This window comes from Thioalkalivibrio sp. XN8 (assembly GCF_011058255.1).
In the GTDB taxonomy this organism is placed as follows: domain Bacteria; phylum Pseudomonadota; class Gammaproteobacteria; order Steroidobacterales; family XN24; genus XN24.
Map to the genome: position 1 here is coordinate 389,126 of NZ_JAALFH010000067.1, position 13,166 is coordinate 402,291.

The following is a 13,166-nucleotide window of genomic DNA, read 5'->3' on the forward strand; positions in this document are numbered from 1 at the left end:
GGCCGGGTGGCGGTGGCCCGGAAACCGCCACCCGGTTCATTGCATGGCGCGTGGCCCTGTGCAAGCATGCCGGCGGTTCCAAGGACCGCACATCGCAGGAGGCCCCGCTTGAGCGCAAAGATCCGCTACGCCGTCTTTCCGGTAGCCGGCAAGGGCACCCGTTTCCTTCCCGCCACCAAGGCGAGCCCGAAGGAAATGCTCCCTGTCGTCGACAAGCCGCTGATCCAGTACGCCGTCGAAGAGGCCATTGCCGCGGGGGCGACCAACCTCGTCTTCATCACCGGGCGCAACAAGCGGGCCATCGAGGACCATTTCGACGTCGATCCGGAGTTGGAGCTGCTCCTGGCCAGCAAGGACAAGGACGAGCTGCTCGATATGGTACGCAACACGGTCCCGCCGCACGTGAACTGCATTTACGTCCGCCAGGGCGAACCGCTGGGCCTGGGGCATGCCGTGCTCTGCGCCCGCCCGGTGGTGGGCAACCAGCCGTTCTTCGTGCACCTGGCCGACGACCTGATCGACGCGGAGGAAAGCTGCCTCGGGCAGATGGCGCGCGTCTTCGAGGCCGAGGGCGGCAGCGTGCTCGGCGTCGAAGAGGTACCGCGCACCCAGACCCGGCAATACGGCATCATCGACGCCGAGCCCGTGGCCGAGGGACTGCGGCGGCTGCGGGGAATCGTGGAGAAGCCGAAGCCGGAAGACGCCCCGTCGAACCTCGCCGTCGTGGGGCGCTATATCCTGACGCCGCGGATCTTCGAGCTCCTGGCCGACACCGGCGCCGGCGCCGGGGGCGAGATCCAGCTCACCGACGCGATCGCCCGGCTGCTCGCGGAGGAGCCGGTTTTCGGGCATGAATTCAATGGCTTGCGCTTTGATTGCGGGAGCAAGCTCGGCTACCTGGAGGCGACCGTGCATTACGGGCTGAAGCATCCCGAGCTCGGGCCTGAGTTCCGCCAGCACCTGCGCGACATGGCGTTCTAGCGCCCGGCCAGGATCGCGCGTCTTTTTTCCTGCAGGGGCAAAGCTTTACGTAGATTCACGAATAGCTGTCCCCTGGCCCCTGGGGTGCAATGCAGGTCAGGCGCAGAATCCCGCGCGGTACGGTGCCGCGCGGGATCGACGCCTGACAGTCGCGACCTTCGGGGGACTATCCCAATGACCAAGACTCGAACTTTCCGCCGGGCCGGCATCGCCACGCTCACCGCGCTGGCCTGCCTTTCCCTCGTGCTTGCCGGTTGCAGCGGAGATGACGGCCCGCCGGGTCCGACGGGTCCGGAGGGGCCGCCGGGAGCTGGCGGACCGCCGGGACCCGAAGGCCCGCCCGGACCGCCCGCGACGGCCGTCGTGATCATCGGCAGCGGCGACCTCAGCGCCGAACAGGCGGCCGAGATCGGCACCCTGGTGGTGGACATCACCGATGTCGTCATCGCCAGCCCGCCGACGATCACCTTCAGCGTCACGGCGGCCGACGGCCGGCCGGCGCTGCAGATCGCGCCTGAACTGCTGAACTTCACGCTCAACAAGCTGCAACCGGCCGTGGACGGGATTCCTGCGGCCTGGGTCAGCTACATCAACCGGCTCGAGGTGGCCAACGCCGCCGCTACCCCGAACGTGCTGGAGCAATCGCTGCAGGCCACCACCGAGAACGGCAGCGCCGGCACGCTGCTCGAGCTGGGCGAGGGCGTGTACGAGTACACCTACGCCACCGATCCCGCCAACGTCACCGACCCGGTGGCCGTGGCCTATGAGCCCGAGCTGGTGCATCGGGTGGGCCTCGAGATTCGCGGCGGGGGCGGCAGCGCTTTGCGCGACATCGCGCCCGACAACCCGGTGATGGATTTCATTCCCGCGACCGGCGCGATCGTGGCGCTGGAGCGGCAGATCGCCGGGACGGTCGACTGCAACGCCTGTCATGAGCGGCTGTCGTTCCACGGCGGCCCGCGCTTCACCATGGAATACTGCGTGACCTGCCACAACCCGGACACCATCGACCAGGATACCGGCGAGTCCCTCGACATGGCCTACATGGCGCACTCCATTCACATGGGGCCGAACCGCGCCGAGGAATACGTAGTCTACGGCTTTGGCGATCGCCGGCACGCCTACGGCGGGGTCACCTACCCGCAGGACATCCTGTTCTGCGAGAGCTGCCACGAGGCGTCGCCGGAAACGCCTGCGGGCGACGCGTTCGACGCGACCGTCACCGCGACTACCTGCGGCGGCTGCCATGTCGAAGGGCTGGTACTCGGCGTGCCGGACGCGGTCACGGGCCGGCCGATCTACAGCTATGCGCACCAGACCACACCCATCGGCACCTTCCAGACCGGCGTCTGCACGCAGTGCCACAACGGCACCATCGTGGCTTCCGCCGGCGTGATCCACGCCAACATCACCGACTCTGCGCGCCAGCGCACGACCCAGGGCGAGGACTTCACCTACGAGATCCTCAGCGTGGTGAACACGGCGCCCGGCGACACGCCGACCGTGACGTTCCGCATCCTGGGCGCCGACGGCACGCCGCTCGACGTCATCGACGGCCCGACCTTCAACACCAGCGGCACTCGCCTGCGCATCAACATCGGCTGGTCGGCCGACGAGGTGTACAACGGCTTTCCCCTGCCGGACGGCAGCCAGGCGAACGAGCAGGGCCAGCCGGACAGCTACGACCTGATCGCGCGCAAGGCCGACATCACCGACAACGGCGACGGCACCTTCAGTTTCACGGCCGACGCGCTGCCGCTCGCTTATCCCGGCGACCTGGTGGTGCATCTGGAAGGGCGTCGCGTGCTCGAGGACGGCACCCGCGCCTATCCGGACAATGCAGTGTTCTTCCCGGGCCAGCAGCGTGCTCGCATCGTTACCCAGGAGGCCTGCGAGGCCTGCCACGTCCAGGTCGTCTACCACGGCAGCGCCCGGGCGGGTGATCCGGAGACTTGTGCTGTCTGCCACAACGCGGACGCGGCCTATGTGAACCTGGGCCTTACGACCATCGCCCTCGGCCCGATGCTGCACGAGATCCATGCCGCGGTGTACCCGGGCTTCGAAGGCGTCACCTATCCACACAGCGTTGCGAACTGCCAGGGCTGCCATGCGGAAGGGACCTTCTACGCCGCCCGCGACACGGCGCGCCCGGTGTCTTACGACGAGGGTGCGGATCCTCTGAGCTGGGCGGACGACATCGCGACATCCGCGACCACCGCGGCCTGCGTCAGCTGCCACAGCAGCAACGCGGCGAAGTCCCATATGGAGAGCAGCGGCGGCGTCATCGACGGCGTGAAGGGCGACATGCCCATTCCCTCATCGCTGACGGAGAGCTGCCTGCTCTGTCATGGCCCGGGTCGGGTCGCGGACACGGCAGCCGCCCACGGCCAGTTGTAGGCATTGCGGGGAACTGCTGGCGGGGGCCGGGGCAAACCCGGCCCCCGTTTTCTTTCCGGGGTGCCTGGCGCGAATCCGGAGTGCTTAATTTTCCGTGGCTTAGGTATAAGTCCTGATTCTTGGGAGGGGTGTTCTCCCGTGAAATGAACGCTGTAATTCCAGTAGTTTCGCGGCCCTTGAGAGTCCCGGCGGCTCTCGCGGCCGCAAGCAGGGGACAGGGTAGGCCAATGACCGTGATTTCCGGACGCTTTATCGGGCTCAAGGCATTGCTGGCGGCGGGAATTCTTTCCCTTGCGCTGGCCGGTTGCGACGGGGACAACGGGCCCGCCGGACCCTCCGGCCCCTCCGGGGACCCGGGCCCCGTCGGCCCGCCCGGCGGCGAAGGCCCGCCCGGACCGCTCGGCGACATCGTCATCGGCAACGGCGGCGGGCTGAGCGAGCGCCAGCTCGAGCTCATCGGCCGGATCCAGGCGGAAATCACCGGCGTCGCGCTGAACGGAACGCCGGTCGTCGAGTTCACGCTCACCACCCAGGGGGGTGACGCCATCCTCGGTCTCGATCCGGGCGTGATCAGTTTCACGCTGGCCAAGCTCGCTCCCCCCGGCAACGGGCTGGCGCCGCAATGGCAGAGCTACATCAATCGCATCCAGACCGCCTCTGCGGGGCCCCAGGCGCTGCCCCGGGCCGTCCAGGCCACCACCGAGTCGGGACGCGACGGCGTGCTCTCCGAGCTCGGCGACGGTGCCTACAGCTACACCTTCGCCACCGATCCCGCCAACGTGACCAGCCCGCTGGCCGTCAGCTTCGAGCCCGACGTGGTGCACCGGGTCGGCTTCGAGCTCAGGATGCAGGCGCCGGGCAACCAGGTGTTCCCGGACAATCCGGTGTTCGATTTCATCCCGGCCACCGGCGCGGCCGTGCCGCTGGCCCGTACCATCGCGGCCAACGAGAACTGCAGCAATTGCCATGAGCGGCTGGAACTGCACGGCGGTCCGCGGGTGACGGTCGAGTATTGCGTCACCTGCCATAACCCGGCCACCATCGATCCCGATTCGGGCGAGTCGGTGGACATGGCCTACATGACGCACGCGATCCACCTCGGCACCGAGCGCACCGAGCCCTACGTGGTGTACGGCTTTGGCGGCAGCCGCCACGACTACTCGAACGTGACCTACCCGCAGTCGCCGCTGTTCTGCGAGAACTGCCACGAGGCGAGCGCCGCGGCGCCCGAGGGCGACAACTGGAAGTCGGCGGCGAGCTCCACGGTATGCGCCGGCTGCCACATCGAGGGTCTCGCCATCGCCCAGCCGGACCCGGCGACCGGCCTGTCGCAATACGCCTATGAACATGACTTCGGGCCGGCGGCTGAGGGCACCTGCGTCAGCTGCCACGCGCCGGGCAGCTCTGCGGGCGGCAACGAAGCGAATCACCTGAGAGGGATCAAGGAAGCGACGCTGATCGGCCGCGAGCAGTTCGACTATGAAATCCTGGCCGTGGAGAACGCCGTGGCCGGGTCGCAGCCGGTCATCACTTTTGCGGTCACCAATCCGGCCGACGGCACGCGTTACGACATCACCACGGACGCGCCCTTCAACCAGGGCTCGGCCAGCCTGACGCTGGATATCGCCTGGAACACCTCGGATTACTCCAACGAGGGCAGCGGCAGCGCCACTGTCGACACCGGGGCGCCCGCGCAGCCGGCGACCATCGGGCTCGCAGCCCTGAAGACGGACGCCGTCCGCAACGCCGACGGCAGCTACACCGTCACGGCGCCCAATCCGCTCCCGGCGGCTGCGACGGGCGGCGTCGCCGTGGCGCTCGAGGGCCGCCCGATCGTGGCCTCGCCCTCGACCGGGTCCCTGATCAGCATCCCGGTCGAGGGCGACGTGTTCTTCGCCGGCGAGCCCCGGCGGGAAATCGTGTCGCTCGAGAGCTGCAACGCCTGCCACGAGTCGCTGGCCCTCCACGGCAACAATCGTGCCGATAACATCCAGCTGTGCGCGACCTGCCACAACCCTGACGCCACCGACGTCCGCCGGCGGGACGGGGCCGGCTTCAGCTGGGCCACGCCGTCGCCGCTCGACGGTAAAGGCGAGGAGAGCGTGGACATGCGGTTCATGATCCATGCAATCCATGCGCAGCAGAACGTGGTCTACGGCTTCGGCAACACGCCGCACGATTACCGCGACATCACCTATCCCCAGGCGCTGGCCAACTGCAACGCCTGCCACTTGGAAGGCACTTACTACCCGCCGGCCGAGCAGACGCGCTCGGTGACCATCAACACCGGCGCGGACCGGGCCGACTGGCGCGACGACGTGGCGATCACGCCCACGGCAGCAGCCTGCTGGTCCTGCCACCAGGGCGCGCCGACTTCTATCGCCAACCTGGCGCGGCTGCACATCATGCAGAACGGCGGCTACCTGCCGTCTGCGACCGATACCAGCGTGACCAAGGAAACGCTCGAGGCGCAGTCCGTCTCCGCGTTCATCGAGAGCTGCGGCATCTGCCACGGTCCCGGCGCCATCGCCGACGTCGAAGTGATGCACGGGCTGCGCTAGGCAAGCGGAAGGAAAGCACCATGCTGTTGAGATCAAGCGTACTGTTCATGGCCCTGCTGGCTTGCGGCCTCCTGGGTGGCGTCCCGGCGACCGTGCAGGCCCAGGAAGAAGAAGTGGTGGCCTACAGCGATCGCGGCGCCGACGGATGTATCGGCTGTCACCGCCGGTGGGAGATCCCGCTGATGGGGATCTTCGAGACCCCGCACGGCAACCCCCATGATCCGCGCTCGCCCTTCGGCGAGAAGCAGCTCCAGTGCGAGGCCTGCCACGGTCCCGGCGGGGCGCACGGCGGCCGCGTGCCGCGCGGCGAGCCACGGCCCTACATCATCAACTTCGGCTCGGACGCCAAGACCCCCATCCCGGAGCAGAACGCGATGTGCCTGCAGTGCCATGAAGGCCATGTCGGCGAGCAGTGGGCGGGCAGCGCGCATGACGTCAACAGCGTCGCCTGCGCCGATTGCCACAGCTCGCACCAGCCCCGCGACCCGGTGCTCGACAAGCGCACCGAGGCCGAGGCCTGCTACGCCTGCCACGCCAACGTCGAGGCGCATTTCCTCAAGCCGTCCGCGCACCCGGTGCGCCAGGGCCAGGTAACGTGCACCGACTGTCACAAGCCCCACGGCAGCAACGCCGAGGGCCTGCTGATCCGCGCCACACTGAACGAGACCTGCTTCGAATGCCACGCGGAAAAGCGCGGCCCGATGGTATGGGAGCATGCGCCGGTGGTGGAGGACTGCAGCAACTGTCATGACCCGCATGGCGCCGTCCATCCCGCGATGCTCACACGGCGGCCGCCGATGCTGTGCCAGTCCTGTCACACGCCGGCGGGCCATCCCTCCGTGCCCTATGGCAGCGGCGACCTGGCCGACGGGTCCGCGTCGGCGTACCTGCTGGGCGGCAACTGCCTCAGTTGCCACGCGCAGGTCCACGGATCCAACCATCCGTCCGGCAAGGCGCTGATGCGCTGAGCGACGCAGGAGACGCCAGAGATGAACCGGAAGACCAACCTCAAGCTGCTCGTCGCGACCCTGCTCGGCACGATCGCCCTGCACGGCGGCGCCGCGAGCGCCCAGGAAATGCCCGACTTCGAGCGCTGGGAGTGCAAGCGCTGTCCCTTCCCTGACAAGGGGCTCGAGGGCGACGCCGGGGCCGCCGCGCTCAATGTCTCGGACGACTCGGCCCGCTTTGGCGACTACACCGGGCTGGACGAGAGCGGGGCCTACCTCAATGCCGACGCCGACCTGCTGTACCGGGCCGAGGGCGGCTACGCCGTCTCGTTGCTGGCGCAGGACCTCGGGCTGGATTCCCGGAGCCTCGCGCTGCAGGCCGGCCGGCGCGGGCACTGGGTGGTGGACCTGTCGTGGGACGAGATCCCGCGGCGGCTGGACGACTCCGTGCAGACGGTGTTCGGCGGGCTCGGCAGCAGCCGGCTGACGCTGCCGTCGTCGTGGGTCCGCGGCAACTTCACCTCCGATATGGCGGCACTCGACGCCAACCTCAGGGATTTCACGCTCGGCTGGGACCGCAAGACGCTGGGTCTCGGCTTCGAGTTCGTGCAGTCCGAGCGACTGCGCTACGAGGTGGACGCCAGCTCAGAGACGAAGGAAGGGCGCGGCCTGACCTGGGGCAGCTTCATCGGCACGGCCGCCGACCTGGTCGAGCCGCTCGATTACCAGACCGACCGGGTCGATGCGGCGCTGATCTACAGCGGCGAGACATGGAACGTCCGCGTCGGCTACTACGGCTCCTTCTTCAGCAACCAGGACACTTCCCTGGCCTGGGACAATCCCTTCAACGGGCCGGACCAGGGCCGCATGGCGATGGCGCCCGACAACCTGTACCACCAGGGGATGATTTCGGGCGGCTACCGCTTCGTCACCTGGGACACCACGCTCAACGCCAGCTATGCGCGCGGCCGGATGGAAAACAGCGACTCGCTGCTGCCGTATACCATCAACCCCGCGATCCCGGCCCAGGCGCTGCCGGCGGCCGAGTTCGACGGCCAGGCCGACACCACCAACGCCAACCTGCGGCTCAGCGCCCGGCCGAACAGCCGGCTGCGCCTGACCGGCGAGTACCGCTCGAGCGAGCGCGACAACAAGTCGCCCCAGTACGACTGGGCGCCGGTGCAGGCTGACGCGTTCCAGACCCTGTCGGCGGTCAACCCGGTCTACAGCTACGAGACGCGCGACCTGGCCTTCGCCGCTGACTACCGTTACAGCCGGGCCATCCAGGTCGGCGCCGGGTGGGGCAGCAAGGTGCGCGACCGGGACTTCCAGGACGTGAGGCGAACCGAGGAAGACGGCACCTGGGCCCGGGCGCGGTTCCGTCCCATCGACCAGCTGGGCCTCGCCCTGCGGGCCGAGAGCACCACGCGGGACGCACGTGAAGCACTGGCCCCGCCGGTGGTCGGCGCCGGCAGCGCGCAGAACCCGTTGCTGCGCAAGTACCATACGGCTGACCGGGACCGGGACCTGGTGCAGGCCGAGGCCGACTTCACGCCTGCCGGTCGCTTCAGCCTGGCGATGCGCTTCGAAACCGCGCGTGACAGCTATGACCAGAGCGAGGTCGGCCTGGTGTCGGCCGATTACGACCAGTACAGCGCCGAGGCAAGCGTGCGCGTGGGCGAGAAACTGGGGGTCACCGGCTACTTCAGCCGCGAGAATTACGACTCGCGGACCATCGGGGCCGCCAGTTTCGTGGCGCCGAACACCGCTCCGCCCAACTGGGCCGGCACCAGCGAGGACCGCCATGACGTGTACGGCGTGGCGCTCAACTGGCCGGGACTGGCCGACGGCAAACTGGACCTGACCGCCGACTTCACGCGCGCGGACACGCGGGGAGAGTTCCGCATCGAGGACCCGCTGGGCGGGGCCCAGGATACGTTCCCGCCGCTGGAGTCCAAGCTGACCGGGGTCCAGCTGATGGCCGACTGGCGGCTGAACGAACGCTGGAGCCTCAATGCGGGCTGGCGCTGGGAGGATTTCGAGGCCGACGACTGGGCCAAGGACGGTGTGGGTCCGGCGACCATCGCCAATGTCCTCACCTTCGGCGCCGATACCCTCGACTACGACGTCAACGTCTTCCTGCTGGGCTTCACCTACCGCTTCCTCAACGCGGAAGAAGACGAATAGGCCCGGCTGCGGGCCGGTTCCGGTCGAAGGGGCGCCATTCGGCGCCCCTTTTTGCTGTGGCAGCGCAGCATGCAGCGTCCAGGGGTCGGCTGGCACCTGCGTGGCGCCCCATGAGATACTTTCGCGATCGCTTAATTGGGAGTACCGCGTGGAGTCCAGACTCGCGACAACGAAGACCCCGACCCCTGGCGGCGGATCGCTGGAAGACCGCCGCGGACGGCCGCTGCGCGACTTGCGCATTTCGGTCATGGACCGCTGCAACTTCCGCTGCCCGTACTGCATGCCGGAAGACCAGTACCATCGCGACTTCCAGTTCCTGCATTCTGACGAGCGCCTGTCGTTTCCCGAGATCACGCGCCTGGCGCGGCTGTTCGTGGAGCGCGGCGTCACCAAGCTGCGGCTGACCGGCGGCGAGCCGCTCCTCCGGCCCGGGCTGGTGGACCTGGTGGGCGAGCTCAGCCTGATCGAAGGCGTGCAGGACCTGGCCCTGACCACCAACGGCATCCTGCTCGCGCAGCATGCGGCGGCCCTGAAAGCGGCCGGCCTCGACCGGGTCACGGTCAGCCTGGATGCGCTGGATGAAGGGACGTTCCGCCGCATGAGCGGCGGGCGGGGCACGCCCGAGCGCGTACTCGAGGGGATCGACGCCGCGATCGAGGCCGGGCTCGCGCCGATCAAGGTGAATACCGTCGTGCAGCGCGGGATCAACGAGCGCGGCATCTACGCCCTGCTGGAGCGCTTCCGGAACACCGGCGTGGTCGTGCGCTTCATCGAGTACATGGACGTGGGCACGCTGAACGGCTGGGACGAAAAGGAACTCATTCCCTCATCTGAGCTGGTCAAGCGGATCGCCGAGCGCTGGCCGATCCGGCCGGTCGAGGCGGGTTACCGCGGCGAGGTGGCGGAGCGCTGGCAGTTCGAGGACGGGGCCGGCGAGATCGGCTTCATCAGCTCGGTCACCCAGCCCTTCTGCGGCGACTGCACCCGCGCGCGCCTGTCCTCGGACGGCGGTCTCTATACCTGCCTGTTCGCCGCCCGCGGCACCGATCTGCGCGGCCCGCTCCGGGCCGGCGCGGACGACGCCGAGATGGGCCGGATCATCGACCGGGTGTGGACGGTGCGGGCCGATCGCTACAGCGAGCTGCGCGCCGAAGGCGGGCGCGAGGCCCGGGTCGAAAAGATCGAGATGTACTACATCGGCGGATGAGCAAAGTGGCGGACGACAAGCTGACTCACGTCGACGCGGCCGGTCGGCCGCGCATGGTCGATGTCGGCGGCAAGGCCGTGACCCGGCGCACCGCCCACGCCCGGATGCGCGTCGGCTTCCCGCCCGAGGCGGCCCGAGCCCTGGCGGCGAAGGACTTCGCGACCGCCAAGGGCCCGGTGTTCCATACCGCCATTGTCGCCGGCGTCCTGGCCGCCAAGCGTACGCACGAGCTGATCCCGTTCTGCCATCCGCTCGGGCTCGAGGACTGCGCCATCGAGATCGCGATGGACGGCGATGACGCCGTGATCGATTGTCGCGTCAGCCTGCACGGCCGCACCGGCGTCGAGATGGAAGCCCTGACCGGCGCGACGGTGGCCGGGCTGACGGTCTACGACATGTGCAAGTCGCTCTCCAAGGGGCTGGTGCTGCGCGACGCGCGGCTGCTGGAGAAGACGGGCGGCAAGAGCGGCGACTGGAGGGCCGCGGGCTGATGCAGGTCCAGGTCAACTATTTCGCGTGGCTGCGGGAAAAAGCGGGTTGCGAAGGGGAAACCCTGGAGACCTCGGCCGCCACCCCCGCGCAGTTGTGGACGGAACTGGACGCGCGTCACGACTTCGCCACCGAGCGGCGCCACCTGCGCGTCGCGGTCAATGACGCGTTCGCGGACTGGGATGTGGCCCTGCAGCCGGGCGACCGGGTCGTGTTCATTCCGCCAGTGTCGGGAGGTTAGCGGTGAAATTCGAAATCAGTGCCCGGGACGTCGACGTCGCCGCGCTGCGGCAGGAACTGATGAGCCCCGGTTGCGGCGGCTACACTGCCTTCGAAGGCTGGGTGCGCGATCACCACCAGGGCCGGGCGGTTTCCGGGCTGCACTACGAGGCGTACGAGGACCTGGCGCGCGCGGAGGGGATGCAGATCCTCGCCGAAGCCGAGGCGCGCTTCGGCCCGGTCCGGCTGGCCTGCGTGCACCGTATCGGCGACCTGGCGGTAGGGGACCTCGCGGTCTGGGTCGGCGCCGCCGCACCGCATCGCGACGAGGCATTCAAGGCCTGCCGCTACGTCATCGACGAACTCAAGCAGCGGCTGCCGATCTGGAAGAAAGAGCACTACCTCGAAGGGGAATCGGCCTGGGTGGACTGCGAGCGCTGCCGTGCCGCGGGCCACGGCAAGCACCATCACGACCACGCGCACGAGGGCGCGGCCGCCGGCGAGACCGAGGGACTCGCGAGCGCCGACTGAGGCTCAGCCGCCGCGGGCCCAGTCCGGGAGCACACCCGGCTCGATGGTGAACACCGCCAGCATCAGGGTATAGGCGGCGGCGAGAATCAGGCCGATGAACACGGCGTTCAGCCAGGCGCCGGCCCGCATCATCATCGGGATCGTGAGCAGCTTGCTGCCGTAGACGATCGCGTTGGGCGGCGTCGCCACCGGCAGCATGAAGGCGCAGGATGCCGCCAGCGCCGCGGGAATCGCGAACAGCAGGGGGTTCTCCCCGACGCCCACCGCGGCCGCGCCCAGCACCGGGAGAAAGGCGGCCGCCGTGGCGGTGTTGCTGGTCATCTCGGTCAGCAGCAGGACGACCACGACCACGAAAGCGAGCAGCAGCAGCGTCGGCCAGGCCTCGAATCCCGTGACCAGCGTGCCGATATAGGCGTCGACGCCGTTGCGGGTCACGGCGGAGGCAAGGCTCAGGCCGCCGCCGAAGAGCACCAGGATGCCCCACGGCAGCTTGCGGGCGTCCTCCCAGTCGAGCAGGAACTGGCCGCGCGCGAGGTTGGAGGGCACCAGGAACAGCGCCAGGCCGGCGGCGATCGCGATGCCGGCGTCGCTCAGGCCGGGCACGAGGGGCTGCAGCAGCGGGCGGAACATCCACAGCGCAGCCGTGGCCGCGAAGACCACCGCCACCATGATCTCCTCGCGCGAGACCGGGCCCAGCTGTTCCCGCTCGCGATGGATCAGGTCGTGCCCGCCGGGCAACTGGTCCAGATGCAGGGGGAAACTCAGGCGGGTCAGGATCACGTAGGCGAGCGCGATACCGACCACGACCATGGGAACGCCGAGGAGCATCCATTGCGCGAAGCCGATCTCGATACCGTAGCTTTCCAGCACGAAGGCCGCCAGCAATGCATTCGGCGGCGTGCCGATGAGCGTGCCGAGCCCGCCGATATTGCAGGCATAGGCAATGCTGAGCACCAGCACGATGCCGAAATTCTTGAGGTCGCGTTGCTCGGCCTCGGTGGTGGAGGGCAGTTGCCGCGCAAGGTGGATGATGGACATGCCGATCGGCAGCATCATCAGGGCCGTGGCGGTGTTGCTCACCCAGAGGCTGAGGAAGGCCGAGGCGATCATGAAGCCGAGGACGATCGAGTTCGGCCGCGTGCCCACCCGGTCGATGATGCCCAGCGCGATACGCTTGTGGAGGTTCCAGCGCTGCATGGCGATCGCCAGCAGGAAGCCGCCCATGAAGAGATAGATCAGGGGATTGGCGAAGGGCGCGGTGGCCTGCCCCACGGTGCCGACATCCAGCAGCGGAAACAGCGGGATGGGGAGCAGGGCGGTTGCCGGGATCGGGACTGCCTCGGAGACCCACCAGATCGCCATCAGGGCGCCCACTGCGGCCGTGGACCAGCCGGCGGCCGTCATTCCCTCCGGCGCCGGCAGCAACAGCATCAGCGCGAAGAACGCCGGGCCCAGGAAGAGGCCGAGGCGTTGTCCGCGCGAGTACGCGTCCGCGGAACTCACGCCGCCCCCGGAATGAAAAGGGGCTGCGACCAACGTCGCAGCCCCTGCCGGTGTCTGGCTCCCCGGGCCGGACTCGAACCAGCGACCAACGGATTAACAGTCCGTCGCTCTACCAACTGAGCTACCGGGGAATAAACGGTCCCG

10 protein-coding genes and 1 tRNA gene are annotated in these 13,166 nt (G+C 68.6%); 9 read left to right on the forward strand and 2 right to left on the reverse strand.

Features of this window, described 5'->3' with window-relative positions; genetic code table 11:
- Positions 1–108 precede the first annotated feature (108 nt).
- From galU to G6N75_RS14050, 9 genes are all read left to right on the forward strand, one after another.
- Positions 109–981, forward strand: a complete 873-nt coding sequence (galU, locus tag G6N75_RS14010; RefSeq protein ID WP_240901139.1) for a UTP--glucose-1-phosphate uridylyltransferase GalU — start codon at positions 109–111, stop codon at positions 979–981.
- Positions 982–1,155: 174 nt separating this feature from the next.
- Positions 1,156–3,378 (forward strand): OmcA/MtrC family decaheme c-type cytochrome, encoded by a 2,223-nt coding sequence (locus G6N75_RS14015; protein WP_206203135.1) that lies wholly within the window; start codon positions 1,156–1,158, stop codon positions 3,376–3,378.
- Positions 3,379–3,605: 227 nt separating this feature from the next.
- Entirely contained in the window at positions 3,606–5,939 is a 2,334-nt protein-coding gene (locus G6N75_RS14020) for an OmcA/MtrC family decaheme c-type cytochrome (protein ID WP_165348978.1), read from the forward strand.
- A gap of 20 nt (positions 5,940–5,959) precedes the next feature.
- Positions 5,960–6,907 (forward strand): DmsE family decaheme c-type cytochrome, encoded by a 948-nt coding sequence (locus tag G6N75_RS14025; RefSeq protein WP_165348979.1) that lies wholly within the window; start codon positions 5,960–5,962, stop codon positions 6,905–6,907.
- A 21-nt stretch (positions 6,908–6,928) separates the two neighbouring features.
- Positions 6,929–9,073 (forward strand): MtrB/PioB family decaheme-associated outer membrane protein, encoded by a 2,145-nt coding sequence (locus G6N75_RS14030; protein ID WP_165348980.1) that lies wholly within the window; start codon positions 6,929–6,931, stop codon positions 9,071–9,073.
- A gap of 148 nt (positions 9,074–9,221) precedes the next feature.
- Positions 9,222–10,280, forward strand: a complete 1,059-nt coding sequence (moaA, locus tag G6N75_RS14035; RefSeq protein WP_346765539.1) for a GTP 3',8-cyclase MoaA — start codon at positions 9,222–9,224, stop codon at positions 10,278–10,280.
- A complete protein-coding gene (gene moaC / locus G6N75_RS14040) occupies positions 10,277–10,771 on the forward strand; it encodes a cyclic pyranopterin monophosphate synthase MoaC (protein ID WP_165348982.1) in 495 nt (164 codons plus the stop codon). The genes moaA and moaC overlap by 4 nt, the downstream gene beginning before the upstream one ends.
- Positions 10,771–11,010 (forward strand): molybdopterin converting factor subunit 1, encoded by a 240-nt coding sequence (moaD, locus tag G6N75_RS14045; protein WP_165348983.1) that lies wholly within the window; start codon positions 10,771–10,773, stop codon positions 11,008–11,010. Before moaC ends, moaD begins: the two co-directional genes overlap by 1 nt.
- A 2-nt stretch (positions 11,011–11,012) precedes the next feature.
- A complete protein-coding gene (locus tag G6N75_RS14050) occupies positions 11,013–11,519 on the forward strand; it encodes a molybdenum cofactor biosynthesis protein MoaE (protein WP_206203136.1) in 507 nt (168 codons plus the stop codon).
- 3 nt (positions 11,520–11,522) lie between these two features.
- Here the strand turns inward: G6N75_RS14050 and G6N75_RS14055 are convergent, their stop codons facing one another.
- Entirely contained in the window at positions 11,523–13,022 is a 1,500-nt protein-coding gene (locus G6N75_RS14055; protein WP_346765540.1) for an SLC13 family permease, read from the reverse strand.
- Positions 13,023–13,077: 55 nt separating this feature from the next.
- Positions 13,078–13,153: transfer RNA gene (locus G6N75_RS14060), tRNA-Asn, on the reverse strand.
- Positions 13,154–13,166: the final 13 nt, after the last annotated feature.